22 protein-coding genes and 1 tRNA gene are annotated in these 26,792 nt (G+C 42.2%); 4 read left to right on the forward strand and 19 right to left on the reverse strand.

The annotated features are described in order from the left end of the window. The first annotated feature begins 147 nt into the window (after window positions 1-147). Together GFB47_RS07385 and yfbR are read left to right on the forward strand one after the other, a co-directional pair. A complete protein-coding gene (locus GFB47_RS07385; protein ID WP_153447398.1) occupies window positions 148-1,362 on the forward strand; it encodes a pyridoxal phosphate-dependent aminotransferase in 1,215 nt (404 codons plus the stop codon). Window positions 1,363-1,452: 90 nt separating this feature from the next. Beyond that, window positions 1,453-2,115: a 5'-deoxynucleotidase gene (gene yfbR, locus GFB47_RS07390; RefSeq protein WP_153447399.1), complete on the forward strand. Its 663-nt coding sequence runs from the start codon at window positions 1,453-1,455 to the stop codon at window positions 2,113-2,115. Window positions 2,116-2,197: 82 nt separating this feature from the next. Here yfbR and GFB47_RS07395 read toward each other — a convergent pair whose 3' ends face one another. The 5 genes from GFB47_RS07395 to GFB47_RS07415 form a co-directional block, all read right to left on the reverse strand. After that, on the reverse strand, window positions 2,198-3,460 hold the full coding sequence (locus GFB47_RS07395) for a DUF4056 domain-containing protein (RefSeq protein ID WP_153447400.1): 1,263 nt from the start codon (window positions 3,458-3,460) through the stop codon (window positions 2,198-2,200). 58 nt (window positions 3,461-3,518) lie between these two features. Beyond that, complete coding sequence (locus tag GFB47_RS07400) at window positions 3,519-4,514, reverse strand: alpha/beta fold hydrolase (protein WP_153447401.1); 996 nt, start codon at window positions 4,512-4,514, stop codon at window positions 3,519-3,521. Further along, the gene (locus tag GFB47_RS07405; protein ID WP_153447402.1) at window positions 4,514-5,665 is read right to left on the reverse strand and encodes a BamA/TamA family outer membrane protein; all 1,152 of its coding nucleotides are present in this window, start codon (window positions 5,663-5,665) and stop codon (window positions 4,514-4,516) included. The genes GFB47_RS07400 and GFB47_RS07405 overlap by 1 nt, the downstream gene beginning before the upstream one ends. A 3-nt stretch (window positions 5,666-5,668) precedes the next feature. Continuing rightward, window positions 5,669-6,682, reverse strand: a complete 1,014-nt coding sequence (locus GFB47_RS07410) for a hypothetical protein (protein ID WP_153447403.1) — start codon at window positions 6,680-6,682, stop codon at window positions 5,669-5,671. A gap of 124 nt (window positions 6,683-6,806) precedes the next feature. Further along, a complete protein-coding gene (locus tag GFB47_RS07415; RefSeq protein ID WP_153447404.1) occupies window positions 6,807-7,481 on the reverse strand; it encodes a tRNA-uridine aminocarboxypropyltransferase in 675 nt (224 codons plus the stop codon). A 44-nt stretch (window positions 7,482-7,525) separates the two neighbouring features. On the opposite strand from GFB47_RS07415, the gene rrtA reads away from it, so the two are divergent. Next, entirely contained in the window at window positions 7,526-8,062 is a 537-nt protein-coding gene (gene rrtA, locus GFB47_RS07420) for a rhombosortase (protein WP_225874251.1), read from the forward strand. A gap of 53 nt (window positions 8,063-8,115) precedes the next feature. Here the strand turns inward: rrtA and GFB47_RS07425 are convergent, their stop codons facing one another. From GFB47_RS07425 to GFB47_RS07475, 12 genes are all read right to left on the reverse strand, one after another. Further along, window positions 8,116-8,412, reverse strand: coding sequence for a ComEA family DNA-binding protein (locus tag GFB47_RS07425; protein ID WP_153447405.1), 297 nt, complete (start codon window positions 8,410-8,412; stop codon window positions 8,116-8,118). A 186-nt stretch (window positions 8,413-8,598) separates the two neighbouring features. Next, window positions 8,599-8,790, reverse strand: a complete 192-nt coding sequence (locus tag GFB47_RS16565; protein WP_225874252.1) for a hypothetical protein — start codon at window positions 8,788-8,790, stop codon at window positions 8,599-8,601. Window positions 8,791-8,823: 33 nt separating this feature from the next. Beyond that, entirely contained in the window at window positions 8,824-9,786 is a 963-nt protein-coding gene (locus GFB47_RS07430; protein WP_225874253.1) for an OmpP1/FadL family transporter, read from the reverse strand. Between the two features lie 218 nt (window positions 9,787-10,004). Continuing rightward, window positions 10,005-11,864, reverse strand: a complete 1,860-nt coding sequence (gene ppiD / locus GFB47_RS07435; RefSeq protein ID WP_153447406.1) for a peptidylprolyl isomerase — start codon at window positions 11,862-11,864, stop codon at window positions 10,005-10,007. Window positions 11,865-12,034: 170 nt separating this feature from the next. Beyond that, complete coding sequence (locus GFB47_RS07440) at window positions 12,035-12,310, reverse strand: HU family DNA-binding protein (RefSeq protein ID WP_153447407.1); 276 nt, start codon at window positions 12,308-12,310, stop codon at window positions 12,035-12,037. A gap of 206 nt (window positions 12,311-12,516) precedes the next feature. Next, a complete protein-coding gene (lon, locus tag GFB47_RS07445; protein ID WP_153447408.1) occupies window positions 12,517-14,868 on the reverse strand; it encodes an endopeptidase La in 2,352 nt (783 codons plus the stop codon). Between the two features lie 246 nt (window positions 14,869-15,114). After that, window positions 15,115-16,395 (reverse strand): ATP-dependent protease ATP-binding subunit ClpX, encoded by a 1,281-nt coding sequence (gene clpX, locus GFB47_RS07450; protein ID WP_153447409.1) that lies wholly within the window; start codon window positions 16,393-16,395, stop codon window positions 15,115-15,117. Between the two features lie 137 nt (window positions 16,396-16,532). Next, the gene (clpP, locus tag GFB47_RS07455) at window positions 16,533-17,159 is read right to left on the reverse strand and encodes an ATP-dependent Clp endopeptidase proteolytic subunit ClpP (RefSeq protein WP_153447410.1); all 627 of its coding nucleotides are present in this window, start codon (window positions 17,157-17,159) and stop codon (window positions 16,533-16,535) included. Window positions 17,160-17,464: 305 nt separating this feature from the next. Beyond that, window positions 17,465-18,769, reverse strand: a complete 1,305-nt coding sequence (gene tig, locus GFB47_RS07460) for a trigger factor (protein WP_153447411.1) — start codon at window positions 18,767-18,769, stop codon at window positions 17,465-17,467. 503 nt (window positions 18,770-19,272) lie between these two features. Next, window positions 19,273-19,884, reverse strand: a complete 612-nt coding sequence (locus tag GFB47_RS07465; RefSeq protein ID WP_153447412.1) for a hypothetical protein — start codon at window positions 19,882-19,884, stop codon at window positions 19,273-19,275. Between the two features lie 218 nt (window positions 19,885-20,102). Then, entirely contained in the window at window positions 20,103-20,690 is a 588-nt protein-coding gene (locus tag GFB47_RS07470) for a hypothetical protein (protein ID WP_153447413.1), read from the reverse strand. Window positions 20,691-20,847: 157 nt separating this feature from the next. Next, window positions 20,848-20,924 (reverse strand) — tRNA-Arg (locus GFB47_RS07475). Between the two features lie 264 nt (window positions 20,925-21,188). Here GFB47_RS07475 and folD point away from each other — a divergent pair. Then, the gene (gene folD / locus GFB47_RS07480) at window positions 21,189-22,046 is read left to right on the forward strand and encodes a bifunctional methylenetetrahydrofolate dehydrogenase/methenyltetrahydrofolate cyclohydrolase FolD (protein ID WP_153447414.1); all 858 of its coding nucleotides are present in this window, start codon (window positions 21,189-21,191) and stop codon (window positions 22,044-22,046) included. A 261-nt stretch (window positions 22,047-22,307) separates the two neighbouring features. Here the strand turns inward: folD and GFB47_RS07485 are convergent, their stop codons facing one another. Continuing rightward, the gene (locus GFB47_RS07485; protein ID WP_153447415.1) at window positions 22,308-25,475 is read right to left on the reverse strand and encodes an efflux RND transporter permease subunit; all 3,168 of its coding nucleotides are present in this window, start codon (window positions 25,473-25,475) and stop codon (window positions 22,308-22,310) included. A gap of 12 nt (window positions 25,476-25,487) precedes the next feature. After that, complete coding sequence (locus GFB47_RS07490) at window positions 25,488-26,645, reverse strand: efflux RND transporter periplasmic adaptor subunit (protein WP_153447416.1); 1,158 nt, start codon at window positions 26,643-26,645, stop codon at window positions 25,488-25,490. Window positions 26,646-26,792 lie beyond the last annotated feature (147 nt).

Genomic DNA, 26,792 nt, shown 5'->3' on the forward strand with positions numbered 1-26,792 from the left:
GCCAACCTCTCAATCTATTTTTAATGATGTTCAATAACCGCATTATACCTCATCCCCTTACTTGTGCTCACCTGTTTTTTCAGTGGTTTGCACCTAAAAAATAGTGTAACTTAAATCACTATCATTTCCGAAAGCCGAGAACCTGCCATGAAAAACATCGAGATGTCATCAAAGCTCGATAATGTCTGCTACGACATTCGAGGTCCGATCTTAAAACATGCCAAGCGCATGGAAGAAGAAGGGCAAAAAATATTAAAACTCAATATTGGTAACCCTGCCCCATTTGGTTTTGATGCCCCTGATGAAATCTTAGTCGATGTAATTCGTAACCTGCCAACTTCTCAAGGTTATTGTGACTCAAAAGGCATTTATTCAGCGCGTAAAGCGGTGGTGCAACATTATCAGAAATTAGGCTTGCGTGAGCTTGAAGTTGAAGATGTCTACATTGGTAATGGCGCCTCCGAATTGATCGTTATGTCTCTACAAGCTCTGCTCAATAATGGCGATGAAATATTGATCCCCGCTCCCGACTACCCACTTTGGACCGCAGCCGCCTCACTGGCAGGTGGCAAGCCGGTACATTATATCTGTGATGAGTCGTCTGATTGGTATCCTGATCTCGAGGATATTAAAAAGAAAATCACCCCGACCACCCGCGGGATTGTATTGATTAACCCAAACAATCCGACCGGCGCTGTTTATAGCCGTGACTTTTTGCTCGAAGTGGTGGAAATTGCCCGCCAACACGGTTTGATCATTTTTGCTGATGAAATCTACGATAAAGTATTGTACGAAGGCGCAACCCATACTTCGATCGCAACCCTAGCCGACGATGTGCTAATGGCGACTTTTAATGGACTATCAAAAGCGTATCGTGTGTGTGGCTTCCGTGGCGGTTGGATGTTCTTAACTGGACCAAAACATTTGGCCAAAGGCTATATTGATGGCTTGGATATGCTGTCGTCAATGCGCTTGTGTGCCAATGTGCCGATGCAACATGCGATCCAAACGGCGCTGGGTGGCTATCAAAGTATCAATGAATTATTATTGCCTGGTGGACGTTTACTCGAACAACGTAATAAAGCCTATGAGTTGATCACTCAGATCCCCGGTATCACTTGTGTCAAACCTAAAGGGGCGATGTATTTGTTCCCTAAAATTGACACCAAAAAATACAACATCAAAGACGATGCAAAAATGGTGCTCGATTTCTTAGTACAAGAGAAAGTATTACTGGTACAAGGCACTGGCTTTAATTGGAAGCAACCAGACCACTTCCGTATCGTCACCTTACCGCATGTAGAGGATCTTGAAGTTGCCATTGGTCGTTTTGAGCGATTTTTGTCTACTTATTCTCAATAATGAACATTCGGCTTTATTCGACACGGATTGAATAAAGCCGATTTTATTCCCCTATCTCTCCTTTATGATTCTCATCTAGCAGGACGTCGTATGAACGCTGAATTCGATAATAACCACCCACAAAATAATCCAGACAATACCGCAAACAATAACCCAGATAATAACCCGCACCAACCAAGCCATTTTTTTGCTCATCTGGCGCGAATGAAACTGATCCAACGCTGGCCATTAATGCGCTCAATTTCAGCTGAAAATATTTCTGAGCACAGCCTGCAAGTCGCGTTTGTCGGCCATGCCCTTGCCATCATTAAAAACAAAAAATTTGGCGGCAATGTGAACCCAGAGCGGATCGCGTTACTGGGTATGTATCACGACAGCAGCGAAGTGTTGACTGGCGACTTACCGACCCCGGTCAAATATCACAACCCAGCGATTGCTAAAGAATATAAAAAGATTGAGCTTGAAGCAGAGAAAAGACTGGTGGCAATGCTGCCCGAAGAGATACAACAAGATTTTGCACCATTTTTGATTAGTGATGCCATCGACCCACAAGATCAAGCGCTAGTAAAACAAGCCGATAGCCTGTGTGCTTATTTAAAATGCTTAGAAGAACTTTCGGCAGGAAACCATGAATTTGAACAAGCAAAAGCCCGTTTAGAGTTAACCCTAAAGCAGCGCGAAACTCCTGAAATGCGTTATTTCTTAACCGTATTCGCACCAAGCTTTGAACTGACGTTAGATGAGATTAGCTAACGTCATTAATCCCCTTTAGTAAAATAGAAGGATCATCGGTTTGATCCTTCTGCTCCCATTAACGATTCAATACTCACAACCCTTATTGCAACTTTTGCTCCCGCTTGTCCATTATTGCTTGGTATTCTTTTTTATCGAACTGTTGATCATATAATCCAATCTGTGGGTATACCTTGCTATCTAAGGTATTATCCGGATATAAGTTTGCAGGAATATGATCGCTAAAGGAATCCAGGTATCTATTCTCTATTTTCATGCTCATCGACGAAATATCATCAAACACAATATTAAAATCGCGATCGGTTAAAGATAAAGTTAACGGTTTAATATCATCGGGTATCACAGGGTCAAGATCTGTATTGTCCCCTTGATTGATTATTGAGCGAGTCAATAACGCCGGTGTTTGTTGCATGGTTAATTGATAGTTACGCTTTAATATCATGTATTTTTGTGGGATTGGCACATGTGAGTCCCACCAAATACCATCTACCGCATTAAACGCAGCAGAACTTAATTCTTTATTAAGTGGCTGTAAATACTCAAGCGCTTGCTGGATCCAGACTGTCATATTGCGGTTGTAACTATTGAGTGAAAGGGCAAGATTATCAATCACCAATTTAGAGGCCAACTTAGCGCCTAACATATTGGAATACAGATCTTCTAATGAATAAGCCGACACTAACTCTGGAAACAGTGGAAAGCTTTTAAATCCATGCCATTGTGAGATTTCATGCCCTTGCGCCATTTTAAATGCGTAATAGGCCGCAAGTTCAATACTCAATGTTCTTTTTTGTTGCTCAGTTAAATGCTCGGTTGGGAACGCTTTAAAGTGAATGCTGCGCGCACCTAATTCTGGCTCTAATTCGATGCTAAATTCTTGCCCCAACTTAGGGTAGATTTTATAAAAAAGCCCGACGGTATTATCGGCAGTGTCACGAACATGCGCCAGATCGATAAAGCCGCCTTTTACGGTATACAAAATACCATTATGCTCACCTTCTACCACATTTGAATCATCACTTTTTCGCATTGAAAACTGACTAGAACCATAAATATGCAAACCTAAAGCATCAATATCTGCAGTATTCGGCAGTTGGAAAAACGGCACTTTAATCTTGCCCACTTCCACTCGTTGACGATTACCAAAAGCGCAACAAGGACGCACTTCGGTGGGCAATTCAAAACTGGTTGCGCTTGATATCGTGTCTTGGCGGATAGGTTTGGCCGACGCGAGGATCTGAGCCACATCGCTGGCTTGCGGCTGAGTCGTTTCTTGCCATGAGTTTGATGAACAACCCGTTACTCCAAACAACAAGCAAGCAAATATCCATGGTGTGTTTTTCATGCAGGTTCTACCTTAACGATTAAAGTGCCCATATTAAGTGTCTATATTTACGGCCTTGCTATTTCACGGCAAGTTGAGGCGATAGGTTTATGTCCGATAGAGCAGCATGTTGCTTAATAAAGTGATTCAACAATCGATTTATGGTATCGGGCTTTTCTAGCAAAATATTATGCGCCGTTCCGGTCACAATATAAAGAGGCGCACTCAATTGTTTCGACAGCAACATTCCATTTTCAAGTGGGAAAATTCGGTCATCTTCACCCCAAATAAGTTGCATCGGGGGCAAACCGTTAGGCTGCGATTTTTTATGCGTTACTTTTGCAACTAAATCATCACGTGACGCAATCAAGTGATTGAGCATATACGATTTTTGTTGTGCGTTACTGGCAAAATATTTATCATAAAATCCACCCATGGTGAAGGCGGGAACATGTAATGGGTCTTCACTGGTGGCATTCATTAAACGCTTTAATCCCACATCATCTTGCGGTACAAATAAATCACTCGGTTGCTTAATATCAAAGCGAGTCATTAGCGCATCGAGATCGGTTTGATCAAATGCGCCGCCGGGGCTAGAAATAATAGTGGCAGTGGTCGCGAGGTCATTATTGGCGAGCAAACCGTACACAATAAACCCCCCATAAGAATGGCCGACTAAATGTACATTTCCCTGAATGTCCAACTGCTGAAGCAAGTCTGCTAATGCGGTGACTTGGTCTTCTAAACTTGGAGTGAGATCGCTAATCGATTGGCCATACCATAAAATATCTGGCGCGATCACTCGATATTTATCACCTAAAGCTAACATGGTCGATTGCCAGTTTGATAAGGCATCGCCACCGACACCATGTATCAGGATCACAGTATTGTCACTGACTTTTTGGTTATCCCAATAATGGAATTGAGTATGATGCTCGCGGTTATTAAGCGTCACAGTATGCTCTGTGAAATTCTCACTTTGCAGGCTCGATTCTAAATGATCTACAGAGAGGTTGGTGGTCGCACTACAGGCGCTTAGTAACAGACACAATATCACTAAGCCAATATTCTTCATTAAAATGCCTCATTAACATTGAAATACACCATAGACTCATCCTCACCAATGGCATAATCTAAACGTAAATTCACTCTATCTTTGACTCGAAAACGGTAGCCAACGCCATAACTCATTAACACATCTTTACCGATTTGATTAACTTGTTCGCCCGAACTTGCCGCCCCGACCCAAGTCACCATGCCGGTACGCCCATATAAAGGTAAACGATACTCAACTTGAGTGTAGAGGATTTGATTATCACGGTAACGACCTTCAATATAGCCTCTTAAATTGTCCGCACCGCCCACTTCGGGTAAGTAATTCCACGGCACGTCACCATTAGTAAAAGCGCCTTTCACTTGCCAAGCTAGCACCCCTGGTACCGGCTCTAAATCAATATAGTTCGATAGCACCGCATTATAAGTGGTAAAGTTTTCATCGCTTAGTGCTTCAAAATATTGCGCCATATCCACCTGAAACAGCCATCCGGTATAAGGATTTAATACATAATCGCGTGAATCATACGTTAAGTTAACCACCAGACCTAACGCTTCGTTATCATCTAATATCTCTGGCATACCTACGCCGACATTATTAAATTCTGCGCTACTGGCTTGAACTTTTTGATAATCAAAACCAACCCCAACAAATAAATTTGGTCTTAATTTATAGTAATACTTGGGAGAAAACTGGAAGATCTCATGGGTAAAATCAATCTTATTACTGTCTTTTTTTCCTGCATCATAGCCGCTGCCATAATACACATCCGGCGCTTTTGATATTTCGGCTAATAACTCAAGCCGATGCTCTCCATTATTTAAAAAGGTAATATTATGCACCGTAATACCGGCTGAAAAATTGCTGGAAGCAAAGCCGTTAATGGTCACACTGGAAGGTTGTTCATGGCTCGTATCACTGGCCGCATGATAAAGCCCGACGGCAGAAACGCCAATACCAAATTCCATTTCAGGGGTATAAAATGGCCCAGGTAATACCGAAAAATCTATTTTTTTACTGGGATCATAATCGCCACTGGCACCAAGACCATCTAACATCCGATCGATCGCATTTTTTTTATGATCTTTTTTCTCTGGCCATAGTGGCACCACCGCGCAAGCTTGGGTCGAGTAAAACACCACAACACTGAAGTAAATAAAAATGTTTTTCATCAATTAATATCGATACTCTAAGCCAGCAAACGCACTGGTTCTTTCACCAAAACCAAACTCTGTGATCACATCCCATGTTGAATTTAATACATAGTTAAAGCCTAGCGTGGTGTTCCATTCTGATTCGAGTTCTTGTTTTACATTGAACTTGCCATCTGGAGCGATTTGATTCACCTTGGCGCGCAGTTGACCTGATAAAATATCATTAAGTTCGCCACCCATTTCTTGTTGCACTCCTTGATACATCGCGCCAACCCAGACTCTTAACTCTTTATTTAGTGGCATAAAGCGATAACCGATCCGTGGGCTAATTACGACCGAATCAATTTGTCCATCTAAAATGTCGAGTTCGGTACGGCTATAATTCATATCCACAATAGTAAACCAATTGCCGACACCTCCAGCGACAGTCATACCGACGCCATAAGTCGTCCCTCGATAATCAAGATCAAAGGTGCCAATCCGGCGGGTTTCGTCTGGGTTTTTTCCACAGATTTGATTCATTATCGGCGCTAAAGGATTACCAATCACTCGTGTAGGACGACCAGATTTACAGGTAATAGGAGCTGAACTAGTACCGTCGGTCACGCCAACCAAACCATAAACATTTAAAAACGGAAATAGCCACATATCGGCCCGTAACGTCACATTGGTTGCTTCTTGTTTGGCATCCGATATATCAAGATATTGGTCAAATATGGCATTAGATACCGTGCTTAAATCTTTATTTGGTAAGCCTTTGATAGGACCAGAAAGGTTAATAGAATTAATATTGATCGGTTGATCCATCGAAAAATAGCTTAAGGATAAGCCGTAGGTTTTTGGTAACACATAGCCTCGGTCGCGCGCTTCTTTTCCCCAAATTGGAAACATACGATCGTTGTTTGGGTTTTCTTGCGGGCCGATAAGGTCATTTGATTGAGGATTTGACGCGTGAGATTGGTTTGTCTGTGCACCAACGGCAGTAGACAACAAAGCAGTAAACGCTATAAATGAAATGATTATTTGGTTAAACATTTTATCCTTAAAAAACCGAATGCATGCGTCTTCCTACTGACTAGCTAGAAATAAGGATACACTTCACTCATCTATTTAGCAAAATAAATCATAGCGACTTAGTTTTATTATCTATTCATGTCCCTTATTTATTTAGATAGTTACGTTCAAATACACCATCGGGCATTTGGGCAATATGAAAATCCACCATTTTTTCGAAACAATAAATAAGCGAACTAAAATCAATATAAGGTTCAAGTACCTGTAATGCATAACAGCCCGCTTCGAGGGTAGAAAGATGCTGGCTACTTGGCGCTTTACGAATACGATAATTTCCCATCACATCGGCCGAGAGTTGAACTTTGGTTAAGTGATGAAGATTACTGGACAGTTGCCACATTTTATAGGCTTTCTTCCAAGTACCATCGAGTAAAATTAAGCGCTGCTTTGTCACACTCTGTTCTGTGCCCGTCATTTGAGCCGGTGACTGCTTATCTTGCTTGCTAAGCATGCGCGACTGACCCAGTAATAATAACCAATCCTCTATCGCTAGGCTGCTATCACTGGGATACAAAACTGCGGTATTAACATTAGGCTCACTCAATAAGGTATTAAGTTGCGGGTGCTTACTAAAATCTTCTCCCACAAAACACAAACAATCCTTTAAGCTTAATGTTAAAATCTTAGCGCTGCCCATCGGACGTTTGGTTTCTGATGGATGCTGTAAGATCACCAACTGCGTTTGGGCGAAAATTGGTGTGATCCATTGGCAAATACAAGCAAGTTTAGCTTTGCCGCATTGAAGACAATATCGAGACATAAGGACGTTATTTGTTCCGTTTACTAATGATAATAAGTGCTGTCATGGCGCTGTTTCAATTGCCTACATTGCACAATTGGATGCTATGGGATAGTCATTTGATTGCCGGTGGGCAAGTATGGCGGATCGTAACAGGAAATTTCACTCATACCAATCTCTATCACTTAGGTATGAACATGGCCGGTTTATGGCTGATCAGCTATATCTTCCGAGCAGAATTTACCATCCGAACATATACTGCAGTATTGTTGCTGCTTTGTTTATCGGTTGGCAGCTTATTATTGTTAACCTCCATTCAAGTTTACGTAGGTTTATCTGGCGTATTACATGGATTGTTTGGTTTTTATGCGATAAAAGAATGGCGACAAGGACGTAAAGCAAGCTTGTTACTCGCGATTGGATTAGCGGTGAAAATCACTTGGGAACAATGCTTTGGCTCGCCTACCGGCAGTGAAGCATTAATTGGTGCAGGGGTTGCGATAAATGCTCATCTATTTGGCTCACTCACTGGTTTAATTTTAGCTTTATGCTTTACCCATCCTGCTTTTGTAAGTACAAAAAAGCGCTTAGGGATAAGCTAAGCGCTAAAATCGTATAACTGCTTTTACTGTTAAACCTTATTTCTCTCTTAAAGCTACAGCAAAATGCGGTCTTTGTTTTTATCAATGGTCGATTGCCCGATCCCTTTGACTTGCTTTAACGATTCCAGATCTTTAAATTTTCCATTTTCAGTCCGAAAGTCAACGATCTGTTGCGCTTTTTTCTCACCAATACCTTTGAGCATTGTGGCTATTTCATTAGCATCGGCAGTATTAACATTGACCGTAATCTCGATCCCTTCGTGTTGAGCGTCGGTATCCGCAGCCACCGCAACCCCCATAGGTAAAAAAGTGACCATCAATAATAAACATAAACTGCGTAAAATTCGCATCGGCTAAATCTCCATTTTAAAGTTGAAATTTGAGCCTAGTAAAGATTTCAATCTAGCGGTGTCTCAAATATGGACATGGGACATTTCGCATAGAGACACTCTGTTGAACAACATCATAATTACAACTTTATGTGCGTTGATGCACCCTCATTACAATGCTGAACTCATCAACGCTACGATCATTGTTTAGATGCTCTGCCAGCTGTAGTTCATCATCAGGAAGTATAAGGCACTAGCATAAGAGCCACTGACAAGGCCTTGAACGTATGAATCTTCAATTGGCACATATTCAAATGCTAAACCAATTGATTGTGTCTCATCAAGCTGATACTTCACCCCTGTACCGATACGCCACGCATCGCCAGAAGGTACGGTCAATGAAGTATATCTTGGTTTCTATAGAAGCTAGAATCAAACGCAACCCCCATATTCCATAACCAATCTTGATTGATTTGATATTGCACCCCTAAATAATGAGTCACCTGAAGAACCAGAGGACGATACATTGTTACCCTTAATGTTAGCATTGGCGTTAATTTCACTATCAGAGTAACGACTCCAATCTTGCCAACCAATGTTGCCCATAATGGCGAAAGAAGCATTTAGTTGATGAAATGCACTGAACATCACTTGCTGTGGGGTTTTGACCACCGAATTTAAGCCCAGTGAACCATAGTCAGATAGGTCTTTTGCATCCAGATCAAAGTCCGTTTCACTTAAATAGCTCAAACCAAAACGAGTATCATCACTGTATTCATAGAGTACCCCAACTTTTCCGCTAAAAGCAAAATCGTGATCATCCGATTTTAGTTTTCCGCCATCAATACCGTTGCGTTCAAGCTTTAAAATACCGTAGTTAATATCAAGCGCCGCACCAACCGACCAATGTTCATTAAATCGATAAGAAGCCGAAGGTGCGCTAATCAAAGACATTAAGGTCGCTTTATTTAACACTGTGGCTTTATTACCGACATTCAATGCATCGCCAAAATCAACACCACTGCCGTAGTTGCCGTAAGTACCAAGACCAACCGTCCATTTGTCATCTAACTGTTGACTATAAAACGCCGATACCGTTGGCAATGCACCCACCACATTATCAGCAGTCTGACCAGTATCTCGGGTATAGTCATTATCACCAACTAATAATTGTGCGCCACCGGTAAAAGACTTGCCTTTAACATGTGATAAACCCGCAGGGTTAATTGCAAGTACTGACGCATCTTGCGCCCGTGCTGCCATGCCGGCGGCAGCTAAACCGACATCATCTGTACCAATTTCGTATAAAGAAGGTCCTGCTGCCATGGCAGAAGCACTGACTAATGCCAATGGAAAAATGAACTTACCTAAAGGTTTAATAACGGTTCTACTCAAAAGGGATTAATAAAATTTGATGCAACTATTAATAGTATAGATAATGTGTTTAGTTTTTGATCTTTATCGTCTTTTTATATATTAAAAAGTGAGTGTTCTCAAATTTGGATTATTTTACATTGCTTGGACATTCAAGGACTCACACAAGCACCTTGTAGTGTTATAAAAAAAGGCTGCCCAGCGGCAACCTTTTAGTCTCAATATATATAACGGTGAGTTTATTGCTCTTTTAATCCGTGATATTCAATTGATGTCGTTTCACGTAATGATGCAATGATGGCCGCGAGATCTTGTTGATTATTCATTTGTAGCAGTTGGTTACTGATCTGTTGAGCAAATTGCGCATTATCATTAGTGGTCACTTTATTTAATTTCACCACCACGATGTTGCCTTGTTGATCGCGAGATTGGCCATAAACCGGTTTATCACCTGCAGGATGGGGCATCGCATAAACATTCACAGCCAATGGAGAGCGACGGTCGATGGTTTGTGATTTGCCAAAGCTCACATTCTGCGCGCTAAGAACAGAATCATCGCCCGCTTTAAGGCTTTTCACCATTTTTTGCGCCGTTGATAGCGCTTCTTGCTCACCTTTGCTTGCCGCGACCGCTTGCTCAAGTTGAGGTTTCACTTGCTCAAATGGTAATACAGTTTCACTGCGCTTATCTTCAATGCGAACTACAACCACATGTTCTGGTGCAATCTCAATCACGGATGAGTTTAAGCCTTCATTCTTAACATCAGAGCTTTTTAGTGCTTTCAACACATCTTTTGACTTAAGTATTTCTGGTGCATTGGCTTCTGAAATAAAATCCGTCTTGTGGATCGTACCGTCGACCGCTTTGGCTGAATCGTCCAAAGAATCTGGTGATTCAAATGCAACTGATTCAAGTTTGGTTTGCAGTTTATAAAATTTATCGACTGCTTTTTCATCGATCAAATCGGCTTTAATGCTGGCAACAACATCAGCGTAAGGTTTAGCTTGAGCTGGTTTCTCGTCTTCTAGCATGATGATGTGATAGCCAAAGCTTGATTTCACGACATCTGAAATTTCACCTTTATTTTTGAGTGAAAAAGCCGCTTTTTCGAATTCTGGATCCATAACCCCTTTTTCAATCCAACCTAAGTCACCACCTGATTTTGCGCTGCCAACATCAGCAGAATCTTTTTGGGCTAAAGTCGCAAAGTCTGCTCCGCCTTTTAATTGCGCCAAAATAGCTTTTGCTTTCGCTTCATCACCTTTAATTAAGATGTGCGCCACTTTACGTTGACCTTTCGATGAGTATTTATCTAAATGGTCTTGGTAGTATTTTTGTGTGTCTGCATCTGTGATGGTAATAGATTTTTTCAATTGCTCAGCAGAAAGCTCAAGGTATGCGACTTTCACTTGCTCTGGGCGAGTGTAGGCTTCTTGATGCGACTTATAATACGCTTGTAGCTCATCGCCTGTCACTTTCACTTGCTTAGCGAAATCGGCCACATTCAAGGTAAATGATTGAATATCACGTTGCTGAGTAAGAAGTTGCGTTTCCATTTTAACTTCAGTTGGCAACACAAACTCACTGGCTTGGATAGAATTGGCGACTTGGCTGCGGACTAAGTTTTTACGCAGGTATTCCGCAAAACTGTCGGCTGAGAATCCGGCACGGCGTAGCGTAGCAGAATAAATATCTTGGTTGAATTTACCGTCTTTTTGGAATTCAGGCATGGTCAACAGTAGATCGCGCACTTGCTTGTCACTAATACGTAGATTTAACGACTCAGCATATTGTTGTAATAGCTCATCATTAATCATTTGGTCTAATACGTTTTTACGAAATGCCGCCACGTATTGAGGATCACCCATCATGGCAGAGAATTGATTGCCACCTTGAGATTGCATTCGATTACGTTGATTTTGATAAGCTTGTTCAAACGAGCTACGATCAATTTCAGTATGTCCGACTTTTGCTGCAACACTGCTGCCGCCACCCACTAAATAACTGCTTACACCCGCAAATACAAATGAAAGGATGATTAATCCTAAGATGATTTTAATTGCGATGCCATTTACGCCTTCGCGTAGTCGATCCATCATAATTTAATTGCTCTCTAAATACTGACTGTCACCAAGCGCGATAACCGCATTTGGCAAGATTAAAATAATGTCTACGATAATATCAGAAAAAGAAAAGCGCACCAGTAAGATGCGCCTTTTGATTGAGAAAGATTGAGTTAATTCGAAAAAACTCAATTTTATATGATTTATTATGCGTTACACGCGTCTTTCAGTGCTTTACCTGCTTTGAATGCTGGTACTTTTGCTTCAGCAATTTGAATTTCATCACCCGTTTTAGGGTTACGACCAGTGCGAGCTGCGCGAGTACGAACACTGAAAGTACCAAAACCAACTAATGCGACTTGGTCTTCTGCTTTTAGTGTTTCTGTTACTGTTTCAATAAGTGCATCTAATGCACGACCAGCGGCTGCTTTAGAGATGTCTGCGTCGCCAGCAATTTTTTCTACTAATTGAGTCTTATTCACTTGTTGCTCCCCTCTATCGCCACTTATGTCAATAAGTAGCATCCGTTCCATAATAAAATTAATTTGTAGCCTGAGCCTTTATTGCTAAAGTCTTTGCGACCAGTAGCTCGGGTCTATAAAGACCTAACTTAGCCTTGAAAAAAAACGCTGACAAGTACTTTCCGCCTTGTCAGCGCTAATCTTTTAACTAAATATGTTTAATATCACTAGTTTGTGATACCAATCACACAACCTGTAGGGTCATTTTCTAGTGCTACAGCTAAAACCTCATCTAACCACTGCACTGGCTTGACCACCAGATCGGCAATAACATTGGCTGGAATGTCTTCCAAATCACGCTCATTTTCTTTCGGAATGAGTACAACTTTGATCCCGCCACGATGCGCCGCCAATAGTTTTTCTTTCAATCCGCCAATCGGAAGCACTTCACCGCGCAGAGTAATTTCACCCGTCATCGCCACATCGGCGCGTACCGGATTACCGGTTAAGCTCGACACCAATGCGGTACACATGCCAACACCGGCACTTGGACCATCTTTTGGTGTTGCTCCTTCAGGTACATGTACATGAATATCACGTTTTTCGTAAAAGTCAGGATTAATACCCAATTTTTCAGCCCGAGAACGCACCACGGTCATGGCTGCTTGAATCGACTCTTGCATCACATCACCCAGCGAACCGGTATAAGTAAGCTTGCCTTTACCTGGCATAGATTGGGTTTCAATGGTGAGTAAGTCGCCACCTACTTCAGTCCAGGCAAGACCTGTCACTTGACCAATGCGGTTACTGTCATCAGCCTTACCGTAATCACAGCGTTGAACTCCAAGATAATCTTTAAGATTTTCCATATTAACGGTGACGGTTTTAAGATCTTTATCCAACAAGATATTTTTTACCGCTTTACGGCAAATCTTGGAAATCTCACGCTCTAGGCTACGCACGCCCGCTTCACGGGTGTAATAACGTATAATGCCCACAATCGCTGAATCTTCGATGGTGATCTCTGAAGGTTTTAAGCCATTACGTTCAATTTGTTTTTCAGTTAAATGATCTTTGGCAATATTGAGTTTTTCATCTTCGGTATAACCCGAAAGGCGAATAACTTCCATCCGATCCAATAACGGACCTGGAATATTCATTGAGTTCGATGTTGCCACAAACATCACATCGGACAAATCAAAATCCACATCAAGATAATGGTCGTTAAAGGCATTATTTTGTTCAGGATCCAACACTTCAAGTAACGCTGACGATGGGTCACCGCGCATATCAGAGCCCATTTTATCGATTTCATCCAATAGGAATAATGGGTTTTTCACCCCAACTTTCGACATTTTTTGAATCAACTTGCCTGGCATAGAACCAATATAGGTGCGGCGATGCCCACGGATCTCTGCTTCATCGCGCACGCCGCCTAATGCCATACGAGTATATTGACGACCCGTAGCTTCGGCGATCGAGCGACCTAGAGAGGTTTTACCCACGCCAGGAGGACCGACCAAGCACAGAATTGGGCCTTTGAGCTTATTCACTCGGCTTTGCACCGCTAAATACTCTAAGATGCGTTCTTTAACACGCTCTAGACCATAATGATCGGCATTAAGTACTTCTTCTGCTTTGGCTAAGTTCTTTTTCACTTTTGAACGCTTAGCCCAAGGAACGCCAACCATCCAATCAATATAGCTACGCACTACGGTCGCTTCTGCTGACATCGGTGACATCATTTTGAGCTTTTGCAGTTCTTGCTCGGTTTTCTCGCGAGCTTCTTTTGGCATTTTAGCAGCAGTGATTTTTTTCTGCAGCGCTTCAAATTCATCGGGAACATCATCCATATCGCCCAGTTCTTTTTGAATGGCTTTCATTTGCTCATTCAAATAGTACTCGCGCTGAGATTTTTCCATCTGCTTTTTCACTCGGCCACGGATGCGTTTCTCAACTTGCAGTATGTCGATTTCCGATTCCATCATCCCCATTAGGAACTCTAGGCGCTCGGTCACATCTGAGATTTCCAACACTCGCTGTTTATCATTCAGTTTTAAAGGCATGTGAGCGGCAATGGTATCGGCTAGACGCGCGGCATCATCAATACCATTAAGCGAGGTAAGCACTTCTGGTGGAATTTTGCTATTGAGCTTTACAAAACCTTCAAATTGATTAATCGCACTACGAATAATCACTTCTTGCTCGCGCTCATCAATGGTCGGAGTCGGTAAAAACTCGGCATCAGCCATAAAGAAATCATGTTCGATAAAAGCGTGAACTTTGGCTCTTTGTTGGCCTTCCACTAAGACTTTTACTGTACCGTCTGGCAGTTTCAATAATTGTAAAATGGTGGCGACGGTACCGGTTTTAAATAATTCTTCCGTGCTAGGTTCGTCAGTATCCGCTTCTTTTTGCGCCACTAGTAACACTTGTTTGTCATTGTCCATTGCTGCTTCTAGGCATTGGATCGATTTTTCACGACCCACAAACAATGGAATGACCATATGGGGATAAACCACGACATCTCGTAAAGGTAATACCGGGATCTCGATACGCTCGGAACGCTCCAAGTTCATATTATTCTCTCTATTCCGTTGGTACTCGGTACCTTTCGTGTTTGGAGTTGTCACTTGGTCGGCAACGTATAATTAGTCACGTATCGCCAGCAACGTATTTTCTCTCCAATCATTAAAGGTCATATTGATTGAGTTTTTTAACACTACTGAAAAGTATATGGGGGCGGGATGGTAAGATTCAATAACATAAATAGAAAAAGGAGGCTTATAGCCCCCTTTTGATGTTATTTTTTGTATAACATGATGTTATTCAGAACTTGCGATCTGGTTTTCGGCGTTTTGATAAATCAAAAGAGGTTCAGACTCTCCTTTAATAACAGATTCATCAATCACAACTTTGGTCACATCTTTAATTGATGGCAGTTCATACATGGTTTCAAGTAGAACCGACTCCAAAATCGAACGAAGACCACGAGCACCCGTTTTGCGATCCATTGCTTTTTTAGCAATCGCTTTTAACGCGTCTTCACGAAACTCAAGTTCAGCACCTTCTAAATCAAACAATGCACCGTACTGTTTTGTCAGCGCATTCTTTGGCTTACATAGGATTTGGATCAAGGCTTCTTCATCAAGCTCTGTCAAGGTTGTGGTGACAGGCAGACGACCAATAAACTCAGGGATCAAACCATATTTAACCAAATCTTCTGGCTCAACTTGCTTGAATAATTCACCAATCGTTTTACTTTCGTCTTTGCTGCGTACGTCTGCGCCAAAACCGATGCCGGTTCCGATGGCAACACGTTGCTCAACCACTTTATCAAGGCCTGAGAATGCACCACCACAGATAAATAAGATCTTAGAAGTATCAACTTGCAAAAACTCTTGTTGAGGATGCTTACGACCACCTTGAGGCGGAACAGAAGCAACGGTACCTTCAACCAGTTTCAGTAAGGCTTGCTGTACACCTTCGCCCGATACATCACGAGTAATTGATGGGTTTTCAGCTTTACGTGAAATTTTATCAATCTCATCAATGTAAACAATACCGCGCTCGGCTTTAGCTACATCGTAATCGCATTTTTGCAGCAATTTCTGGATGATATTTTCCACGTCTTCGCCCACATAACCAGCTTCAGTTAACGTGGTGGCATCGGCCATGGTAAACGGTACATCTAGGAAACGCGCTAACGTTTCAGCCAGTAAGGTTTTACCACTACCGGTTGGACCGATTAGCAAAATATTACTTTTACCTAACTCGACGCCATCTTTGGTAGTGTCACCATTACGCAAGCGTTTATAGTGATTATACACTGCCACAGATAGCACTTTCTTAGCGTAATCTTGGCCGATAACGTAATCGTCTAAGTGTTCACGAATATCTTTTGGTGTAGGCAATGCTTCCGATTCTTTCTGTGGCACGACATCTTTAACTTCTTCACGAATAATATCGTTGCACAAATCGACGCATTCATCACATACGTATACGGAAGGACCTGCGATCAGTTTGCGAACCTCATGCTGGCTTTTGCCGCAGAAAGAGCAATACAGCAGTTTTGTACTACCACCCTCTTTGCTTTTATCTGTCATTCGCTATCCTCTTAACCTTTAATTCTTTATTTCAGTCTACAACAATTTATCTTGGATTGCCTATTACAACTTGATTGCTTGATTCAAGATAAATTGTTTGGTTCGCGGTTGGCATTTTATTACACCATAAAAACCGCTTACGCCGGACGATTGCTCAGTACTGAATCGACTAAACCATAATCGACTGACTGCTGGGCAGACATGAAGTTATCGCGATCTGTATCGCGTTCAATCACTTCTAATGGCTGGCCGGTGTGTTCTGCAAGTAAACCATTCAAACGTTGCTTGATGGTTAGAATTTCTTGGGCGTGAATTTGAATATCCGACGCTTGACCTTGGAATCCGCCAAGTGGTTGGTGGATCATCACGCGTGAATTTGGTAGGCAGAAACGCTTGCCTTTTTCGCCGCCTGCCAATAGGAATGCACCCATTGAACATGCTTGCCCCATACATACTGTGCTCACATTTGGCTTGATAAACTGCATGGTGTCATAGATAGACATACCTGCTGTTACGCTTCCGCCTGGAGAGTTAATGTATAAGAAAATATCTTTGTCTGGGCTTTCTGACTCTAAAAATAGCAATTGTGCTACCACTAGGTTTGCCATGTGGTCTTCCACTTGGCCAGTCAAAAAGATAATGCGTTCTTTTAATAGACGAGAATAGATATCGTACGAACGTTCACCGCGAGAAGTTTGCTCTACCACCATTGGTACCAGCGCATCAATAATTGGAGACATTGTATTATTTTCTTGGTAGCTCATATTCCGCTTTCCCTGTAGTAGATTCATAATCACTGTCATGCTATTAGAATCAATTGGCGTTAAAAAATCTTGTTATCAAAAATTCGCTTAACATCAACTTATCTAACAACAGCCTATTAATCATAAACCTATAAGCCCGCTATTAACAGCTAGCTATAAAAAATAAATGGCCCGAAATGAACGCCTCTGCAGAGTGTCATATCGAGCCATCGTATACTTATCGTCTATCGAATAATACAAGTAGACTTAAGTATAATAAAGAGCAAGTATTCTCACTCTTTATCCCAGTGCAACTCACCTAGTAATTAAGCAGGTTGTTGCTGGTTCATTAGTTCATTGAAGCTCACTTCTTTATCAGAAACGTTCGCTTTAGCAATGATAGCGTCGATAGCTTGATCTTCTAGAGCAACGTTACGGATGTTATTCATCATTTGCTCGTTTTGCTCGTAGTAAGCAATCACTTCAGATGGATCTTCGTAAGCCGTCGCCATTTCTTCGATAAGCGCTTTAACACGGTCATCGTCTGCTTTTAGCTCTTCAGTTTTGATCACTTCACCTAGCAATAGGCCAACTTTAACGCGACGTGCAGCTTGCTCTTCGAACAATTCACGTGGTAGTTGAGCTGCGGCTTCAGGGTTGCCACCGAAACGTTGAGATGCTTGCTGACGAAGAACTTCAACTTCTTGATCGATAAGTGCAGATGGAACGTCCATTGCATTTTGCTCAACCAAACCGTTGATTGCTTGCTCTTTAATACGACCTTTGATCGCTTGCTTAAGCTCACGTTCCATGTTTTTGCGAACTTCAGCTTTAAGTGCGTCAACGCCGCCTTCTTTTACGCCAAATTTAGCCACAAACTCGTCATCAATATCGGCTAGTTCACGTGTTTCAACTTTGCTCAATGTGATATCGAATTTAGCAGATTTACCTTTTAGGTTTTCTGCGTGGTAATCTTCTGGGAAATTCACATCAATAGAGAATGCTTCGCCCGCTTTTTTACCTAATACACCATCTTCAAAACCAGGGATCATACGACCTTGGCCCATTTCAAGAGGGAATGCATCGGCTTTGCCGCCTTCGAATTCTACGCCGTCAATAAACCCAACGAAGTCGATAGTTGCGCGTGAAGTTTCAGACACTGCTTCGTCAACCTCAGCCCAAGTCGCTTGTTGCTTGCGAAGGGTTTCGATCATTTCAGCAACGTCTTCGTCTTTAACTTCTACTGCTGGTTTCTCAACAGTGATGTTTTCAAGACCTTTAAGCTCAAGCTCTGGGTAAATTTCAAACGTTGCAGTAAAGACAACATCTTTGCCAGCTTCGTTTTCTACTGGTGCAAATGTTGGTGCGCCAGCTGGGTTAATTTTTTCTTTAACGATAGACTCGATAAAATGACGGTGCATTACTTCGCCCATTACGTCTTGACGTACTGAGTGACCGAACATTTGAGCAACCATTTTCATCGGAACTTTACCTTTACGGAAACCGTCAAAGCGACGAGTTTTCGCAATTTTGCGTAGTTCAGCAGTAACTGCATCTTCGATGTTTGCAACAGGAACAGTAATAGTCAGACGGCGTTCTAGGCCTTCTAGAGTTTCAACAGTAGCTTGCATTATATATAAACCTCAAAACTGGCTCAGTTTTCTGAGCGCATGAGCTGAATAATTGCACCCAATGGGCGAAATTCAACATCATTGCTTGTGTGGCGTTCAAATGAACACTTAAAATTAGTGAGCATCAACTATCTGTTATCAACTAAAACTGCACGATGGCAACTTCCGCTGTAACCAATAATTGAACTAATGAGTGAAACCTTCTACAAAAAAGCCATGCTCTTTCATCAAAGGCCTCTCCTATTAGTCTCAGGATAAAAATTCAGACGCGCCATTCTAGCGGCATGAATACAGCCTGTCGAGCCAAGACCTAAATTCTCACGCTCACATTCTGTATTTTTCGATATTTTCGTGATTTTGATAACGAAAGCCAGAATGTTCACAACTCAGTAATGGGGCTTGACCGAATTGATTTCAAGGGATTAACGGTTTTTTTTATTCCACCTAGCTTGTTTGCTCAAAAAAACGACAGGTATGACCACTTATGTTTTACTGCATACCAACTAACGGCGACCGTGACCACCACCACCAAAGTGTCCACCTCCGCCAAACCCACCGGATGGGCGTGAAAATTGCGGAAGTACCGCAGGGCGAGATATATTTGGACGCGAAACATTAGCGCGTTGCAGCGTTGGGCGTTGTTTGCTTTCCCATTTGGTGCGCACGGCTTTTTTTTGCTCGGTGGTTAAGCTCTTACCCGACATTTGCTCGCGTACTTGGTCACGTTTTTCTGACAAGGCTTGTTGTTTATCCGCCGGTAGCGATTGATATTTGGTATTGAGATCTTGTTTTAGCGCTGAAATATCAGGGCCATCACCATCTTTCCAGTTTTTAACTTTATCTTTTATTTCGGCTTGTTTATCTGGATCTAAGGTATGCCACCAGCTATTAACCGCTTGTTTAAACTCACCATCACCATGGCAACAATCTGGGTAGACATGATCTTGATAGAACCAATAGTCGTCATACCACCAGCCATCACTGCCATTAGTAAAGTAATATTGGGATGTGTTACTGGGCGTACTACTTGAACACCCCATCACAAACAAGGTCAGCAAAGCTATTAAGCTAAGCTGACACCAACGTTTTAACACCTTTAGATGCATTGAAAACATAGCGATACCCTCTTGTGATCATTAGCAATACTCTAGCTCATTCTAATTTAAAGCCAATAAAAACAATGATGAGAATAAAAAAACCGCAGCTTTCTCATATCGAAAAACTGCGGTTTTGCTTGGCATTAATTAGAATAACCAGATGCGATTATTTTTTGTCTTTTTTAGTCAATTTTTTATGCCAAAGCGGAGCGGATGATGGTGCTTGATATGCCATTTTATTTACTTACTTTCGACTTAATGCCTTCTCCAGCATCTTTAATTAGGTTAATGGGTGACAATATTACTCCTTTTACGGCACCTTGAGCCGCTTGTTCAGACAGCTCTCCACTCTTATCTAGGATCTGATTCACTTGTACTAGCATCGGTGGTAATTCCTTGCGAATACTTGATGTTTCCTTAACAAGAGCTGGAACAGTTTGTGTACGTACCGCTTTAACTTCACTTAAAATATTTGGAATTTGTTTATTTACGCCATGCACTTCTTTCACTATACCTGGGATTTTTCTATTCACCGAGGCGACCGTTTTGTTGACATCCCCGACCGTCTTATTAATATCACTTGCCGTACCCTGCATTTTTTCTGCTACGGTTAAGGCTCTTGGAGTAAGGTTTTCAAATGTACGCGCCACTTTTAGCCACTGATCAATCTGCAATTTATCTGCCGTAGCATTAATATCACTCAACACCTGTGGATAGGTTTCCACCACCGAGGTAATGGTCGAGGTAAACGAATAAATGGTGTAACCCAAATAAAATATTGACGCCGCTAAAATCGTCTGTATTACCACTCCTAATCGAGCCATGTGCTTTACCCTTCTTATTTCCAATATATCGACTGTAAGTGATTTATTCATTAGTGACTATCTAAAGAATAAAAGTTCATCAAATAGATCAAAAAATTCACTGTGGTAGAAATGCAAAAAACCCCTGACAACATCTCTGTTATCAGGGGTTTCAATTTGGTACGCCCTGTAGGATTCGAACCTACGACCACATCCTTAGAAGGGACGTGCTCTATCCAGCTGAGCTAAGGGCGCGTTATGGGGTGAATTATACGAGTTAACCGTGAGAGGTCAAGGCTTTGTATTGCTCTAGAAGTTAAGTGATGAAAAAAAAGCCACTACACTAATTGTCAAATAATAGTCGTTGTACTAGGGCCGAGCAAAGAAGTAAGCGACATCACCAAAGAATTACCCTTTCGCCCGAAAAAGCAATCGATTGCACTATGGATGTTAATCTCATTTTTTGCGACAATACCGCCATTGTCAGCTTAGCTGGTGTTGAAGATATTAAGGAATATCATGTCTGCTCAAATTATTGATGGAAAATTAATTTCACAAACGGTTCGTACCGAAGTCAAAGCGCGAGTTCAAGCTCGAGTAGATGCCGGATTACGAGCACCTGGTCTGGCTGTAGTGCTAGTAGGAAGCGATCCTGCTTCTCAAGTGTACGTAGGAAGTAAACGCCGCGCTTGTGAAGAAGTCGGTTTTGTTTCTAAATCGTTTGACCTACCAGCCACCACCACCGAGGCTGAAATACTTACCATCGTTGATAAGCTTAATAACGATGCTGAAATTGACGGTATTTTAGTTCAGCTTCCTCTTCCTGCTGGCATCGATAGCACTAAAATTTTAGAACGCATCTCACCAGAAAAAGATGTTGATGGTTTCCACCCATATAATGTCGGCCGTTTATGCCAATGTATGCCAAAATTACGCTCTTGTACTCCCAAAGGCATCATCACCTTATTAGAGCGTTATAACATTGAAACTCACGGTAAGCATGCTGTGATTGTCGGTGCTTCAAATATCGTTGGTCGTCCTATGACGCTAGAGTTGCTATTAGCCGGTTGTACAACGACCACTTGCCATCGTTTTACTAAAGATTTAGAAGGTCATGTACGTCAGGCCGATCTGTTAGTTGTCGCGGTGGGTAAGCCTAACTTTATTCCTGGCGACTGGATCAAACAAGGCGCAATCGTGATCGATGTTGGCATCAACCGTATGGACAATGGTAAGTTAATTGGCGATGTCGAATACGATGTGGCCAAAACCAAGGCCAGCCATATAACGCCAGTACCTGGTGGTGTGGGACCAATGACTGTCGCCAGTTTAATTGAAAATACCATGCTCGCTTGTGAGAAATTTTCGCAAGAGTAATACCACTTATACCAACTCCATTTAATATTTGATCAATTTTAATACGCCGAAAAGACGCTGATCCGTCCTTGGTCGCTTGAGAAAAGGCCATCCATGGCCTTTGACACTTTTCTCTGTACTCAATTTTGAACGCTCATTAAATTTATGGCATTGGTATTAATTTTTGACTTGTTTTCAAACCAAAAAGGCTTGCCGTAATGGCAAGCCTTTTTCATATCTCTATTTCGCATTACCCCGCCTGACGACGGGATCATTTATCAATTACGATTCAGAGGGTTTATCAAGTTGAACAGGTTCAGCGGGTGCAGTTTGTTCCACTTCCGCTGTTGGCTCTGGTCGCTTACCACCGAAAATTTTCATCACTGCTACATAGAACAATGGTACAAAGAAAATCGCAAGGAAGGTCGCAGTTAACATACCACCGATAACCGAAGTACCAATCGCATGGCGAGAGTTCGCGCCCGCACCGGTACTTAACGCTAATGGCATTACCCCAAGAATAAAGGCAAATGATGTCATTAGGATTGGTCGTAAACGTAGACGACACGCTTCCATCGTCGCCTCCATCAAGCCCATCCCTTTATCGTAGAGATCTTTGGCGAACTCAACGATCAAGATGGCATTTTTGGCGGATAACCCTATGGTGGTTAACAGACCAACCTGTAAGTACACATCATTTTCTAAACCGCGCATCATGGTTGCCGCCAATGCACCTAGAATACCCAAAGGTACCACCAGAATAACCGCCACTGGGATCGACCAGCTTTCATACAGTGCCGCCAAGCTCAAGAATACGATAACCATTGAAATCGCATACAACATTGGTGCTTGCGAGCCTGACATTCGTTCTTGGTAAGACATCCCGGTCCAACTCACCGCCACACCAGGTGGTAGCGTTTTAGCGATAGCTTCAATGGCATCCATAGAATCACCAGTACTATAACCTGGTGCTGCCTCACCTAAGATTTCAACTGCCGAGTTACCATTGTAACGTTGCAAGTTCGGAGAACTGGTTCCCCAATGCGAATGACTAAAGGCATTAAATGGAACCATTTTTCCTTTGCCGTTGCGTACATACCAGTCGTTTAAATTGTCTGGTGACATACGGTATGGCGCATCTGCTTGCATGTAGACACGCTTAACACGGCCTTTATCAATAAAGTCATTCACATACGATGAACCCCATGCAATCGACAACGTTTGGTTGATATCACCAATACTAACATCAAGCGCTTTGGCTTTTTCGTAATCCAAATCGATATAGTACTGAGCGGTATCTTCTAGGCCATTAGGACGCACTTTTTGCAACACAGGGCTTTTTGCCGCTGCTTGCAACAGTTGGTTACGCGCCGCCATTAATTTATCATGACCTAAGCCCGCCTGATCTTCTAAGAAGAAGTCAAAACCAGTCGCTTGACCGAGTTCACGGATAGCTGGTGGATTAACAGCAAAGATCACGCCATCTTTATTACCGGCAAAGTGTTTCATTGCACGACCAATAATGGCATTTACATCTTGATCGGGGTTAGTCCGCTTTGACCAATCTTTTAAGCCTACGAATGCCATACTCGCATTCTGTGCTTGACCAACAAAGCTGTAGCCCGCGACTTGGAAGAAAGACTCAACATTATCTTTTTCATTTTCGTCAAAGTATTGGCGTACATCATCCATCACTTTCTCGGTACGCTCTAGTGTCGCACCAGCAGGAAGTTGTACTAAGACCATAAAGTTACCTTGGTCTTCATCCGGTAGGAAACTTGCTGGGATATTCATAAACATCCAACCAATTAACGGCAGGATAACTACGTACACAACGAATAAGCGTTTTGGTCGGCTTAATAGCTTACCCACACCCGCAGTGTAGCTTTTACTGGTGCTGTTAAATTTACGGTTAAACCAACCAAAGAAGCCAGTAGTTTTCTCACCATGTGATGGTTTCAACATAGTGGCACATAATGCTGGCGTAAAGATCATCGCAACCAGAACAGAAAGCACCATTGAGGCTACAATAGTTAATGAGAACTGACGGTAAATCGCACCGGTTGAGCCACTCATAAAGGCCATAGGGATAAATACCGCCGACAGTACCATCGCAACACCCACTAAAGCGCCTGAGATTTCGCTCATTGCTTTTTTGGTGGCTTCTTTGGGCGGCAGATTTTCTTCTGCCATGACCCGCTCAACGTTCTCCACCACTACGATGGCATCATCCACCAGCAAGCCGATGGCCAGCACCATACCAAACATGGTTAAGGTGTTAACACTAAAGCCCATTGCCGACATAACACCGAACGCACCGAGAAGTACGACTGGTACCGCGATGGTTGGAATTAAGGTTGCGCGAATATTTTGTAGGAACAAATACATTACTAAGAATACCAGTACGATGGCTTCAAATAATGTATGGATAACTTCTTCAATGGAAAGCTTAACAAATGGAATAGTATCCATTGCTTTTACCATTTTCAGACCTTTCGGCATGTTTTTTTCGAGTTCAGCTAACTTTTGATCCACTAATTTTTGAGTATCAATCGCATTGGCACCAGTTGCCAGTTTAATACCAATACCTGATGCACCCTGGCCATTAAAGCGAGGAAGCACACTCATGTCTTCACCGTTTAACTCAACTCGAGCAATGTCTTTTACTCGAACTTGAGAACCATCAGTCCCCACTTTCAATAAGATATTTTCAAACTGGCTTACGCTTTCCAATCGGTTTTGCGCAGTAATGGTGGCATTGATCATTTGACCAGGAACCGCAGGCGCACCACCAATTTGACCAACCGTCACTTCAGTATTTTGTGCTTCAATCGCATTGTATACATCCGTTGGCGTTAGTTGGTAACTGGTAAGCTTTGCAGGATTTAACCAAATACGCATTGCGTATTGTGAACCAAATACTTGAGTATCACCAACCCCGTTAACACGACTGACAGGGTCTGATATATGTGAGTTAACATAATCTTTAATGTCACTCGATGTCATACTGCCATCTTCGGAAATAAAACCGATAACCGACATAAAGGTCGAAGATGATTTACGCACACTCAGGCCTTGCTTTTGCACTTCGCTAGGCATTTGGCTGGTAGCTTGTGTTAATTGGTTTTGAACTTGAACTTGAGCAATGTCTGGGTCAGTCCCCAAAGCAAACGTCAAAGTAACCGTAACAGAACCAGATGAGCTACTTGAAGAAGACATGTACAACAAGTTATCCAAACCTGTCATATTCTGCTCAATAACCTGAGTAACCGAGTTTTCAGCAGTTTGCGCCGACGCACCCGGGTAAGTTGCATTAATTTGTACCGCAGGTGGAGCAATGGTTGGATATTGCTGTACTGGTAAGCCGATCACGGCCAGCGCACCACCAAGCATTACCAAAATTGCGATAACCCAAGCAAAGATAGGGCGATCGATGAAAAAATTAGCCATAATTATCGCTACCTATTTTGTTGCAGGAGTAGTTGATTTAGCTGATGCGGTATCCGTACTCACCACTTTCACTGCCATGCCTGGACGCACACGCAGCAAATTATTTGCGATCACAGTATCGCCATCATTTAATCCCGATGTAATAACCCAGTCGGTACCTTTATTCACTGTGTCGCCAGTGGTGACTTTTCGTACCGCAACTTTACCGTTTTCAACCACTAATACAGAAGCACTGCCATCTTTCCCGTAAACCACAAGAGATTGTGGCAAGGTGAACAATGGTTTTTTATCAGCGGTAATAATTTGCGCACGAACAAACATACCCGGCAATAAAATAGACTCTGCATTTGGCACTTTTGCACGTAGCGTGACGCTACCAGTTGAAGTATCTACTTTGGTACCAGAGAAGGTCAGTGTACCCATTTGATCATATTGACTGCCATCTTCTAATTTAACTGCAACACTTGGATTAGTGTTAGCACCTAAACTCTTTTTAATACGCGCCATGGCGAGAGAAGATTGCGTCATATCAACATAGATAGGATCCAGAGGCTCAATACTAGTAAGTGCTTGTGCTTGGTTAGCCGTCACTAAAGCACCTTCAGTCACGGTTGAGATATCGATACGTCCTGTAATTGGCGCTTTCACTTTGGCATAAGAAAGAGAAATATTGGCATTATCTAACGCCGCTTTTGCCACAGCAGACTGAGCTCTTGCTTTCTTCCAATTACCATCGGCGGTGTCGTAATCTTCTTGACTGATCAGCTTACGTTTGACCAAATCTTTATAACGTAACGCAGTTTTCTTACTTACAGATTCATCCGCTTGCGCTTTCATTAATGCGGCTTTAGCGCTATTTACATCGGCTTGATAAGGTGATGGGTCAATTTGATAAAGTAAATCGCCTTTATGCACCATTTGGCCTTCTTCAAATAAACGTTTTTGTAGAATGCCCGTTACTTGTGGGCGAACTTCTGCAACACGAGTCGAAACGATACGGCCAGGTAATTCAGTGAAAATAGTAGTTGGCTTTTTCGCCATAGTGATAACTTCAACCTGCGCAGCTTGTGGTGCAGCCGCTTTTGGCGCTTCTTTTTTAGCATCACAGCCCGCTAAGGCTAGCACTAGTAAGACAGACAATGAACCGGCATATAATCGTTTCGTGTGCATAGTAGTTTCTCAAATAAATAAGTTATGGAAAAAAAGACCCATAAATTGTAAATAAAATTTGTGACAATGAGAAAAGTATACTTATCTTTGACCAATTGAAATCAAAAAATCCCCTGTTTACATAAATTTACGATAGATAAAAAAACA

Origin of the sequence: Vibrio algicola (assembly GCF_009601765.2) — a bacterium.
GTDB lineage: Bacteria > Pseudomonadota > Gammaproteobacteria > Enterobacterales > Vibrionaceae > Vibrio > Vibrio algicola.

Excerpts from the sequence above, each read along its gene's own strand:
- GFB47_RS07385 (WP_153447398.1), top strand. The coding sequence starts at position 148 with ATGAAAAACATCGAGATGTCATCAAAGCTCGATAATGTCTGCTACGAC.
- yfbR (WP_153447399.1), top strand. The coding sequence starts at position 1,453 with ATGAACGCTGAATTCGATAATAACCACCCACAAAATAATCCAGACAAT.
- GFB47_RS07395 (WP_153447400.1), bottom strand. The coding sequence starts at position 3,460 with ATGAAAAACACACCATGGATATTTGCTTGCTTGTTGTTTGGAGTAACG.
- GFB47_RS07400 (WP_153447401.1), bottom strand. The coding sequence starts at position 4,514 with ATGAAGAATATTGGCTTAGTGATATTGTGTCTGTTACTAAGCGCCTGT.
- GFB47_RS07405 (WP_153447402.1), bottom strand. The coding sequence starts at position 5,665 with ATGAAAAACATTTTTATTTACTTCAGTGTTGTGGTGTTTTACTCGACC.
- GFB47_RS07410 (WP_153447403.1), bottom strand. The coding sequence starts at position 6,682 with ATGTTTAACCAAATAATCATTTCATTTATAGCGTTTACTGCTTTGTTG.
- GFB47_RS07415 (WP_153447404.1), bottom strand. The coding sequence starts at position 7,481 with ATGTCTCGATATTGTCTTCAATGCGGCAAAGCTAAACTTGCTTGTATT.
- rrtA (WP_225874251.1), top strand. The coding sequence starts at position 7,526 with ATGGCGCTGTTTCAATTGCCTACATTGCACAATTGGATGCTATGGGAT.
- GFB47_RS07425 (WP_153447405.1), bottom strand. The coding sequence starts at position 8,412 with ATGCGAATTTTACGCAGTTTATGTTTATTATTGATGGTCACTTTTTTA.
- ppiD (WP_153447406.1), bottom strand. The coding sequence starts at position 11,864 with ATGATGGATCGACTACGCGAAGGCGTAAATGGCATCGCAATTAAAATC.
- lon (WP_153447408.1), bottom strand. The coding sequence starts at position 14,868 with ATGAACTTGGAGCGTTCCGAGCGTATCGAGATCCCGGTATTACCTTTA.
- clpX (WP_153447409.1), bottom strand. The coding sequence starts at position 16,395 with ATGACAGATAAAAGCAAAGAGGGTGGTAGTACAAAACTGCTGTATTGC.
- clpP (WP_153447410.1), bottom strand. The coding sequence starts at position 17,159 with ATGAGCTACCAAGAAAATAATACAATGTCTCCAATTATTGATGCGCTG.
- tig (WP_153447411.1), bottom strand. The coding sequence starts at position 18,769 with ATGCAAGCTACTGTTGAAACTCTAGAAGGCCTAGAACGCCGTCTGACT.
- GFB47_RS07465 (WP_153447412.1), bottom strand. The coding sequence starts at position 19,884 with ATGTTTTCAATGCATCTAAAGGTGTTAAAACGTTGGTGTCAGCTTAGC.
- GFB47_RS07470 (WP_153447413.1), bottom strand. The coding sequence starts at position 20,690 with ATGGCTCGATTAGGAGTGGTAATACAGACGATTTTAGCGGCGTCAATA.
- folD (WP_153447414.1), top strand. The coding sequence starts at position 21,189 with ATGTCTGCTCAAATTATTGATGGAAAATTAATTTCACAAACGGTTCGT.
- GFB47_RS07485 (WP_153447415.1), bottom strand. The coding sequence starts at position 25,475 with ATGGCTAATTTTTTCATCGATCGCCCTATCTTTGCTTGGGTTATCGCA.
- GFB47_RS07490 (WP_153447416.1), bottom strand. The coding sequence starts at position 26,645 with ATGCACACGAAACGATTATATGCCGGTTCATTGTCTGTCTTACTAGTG.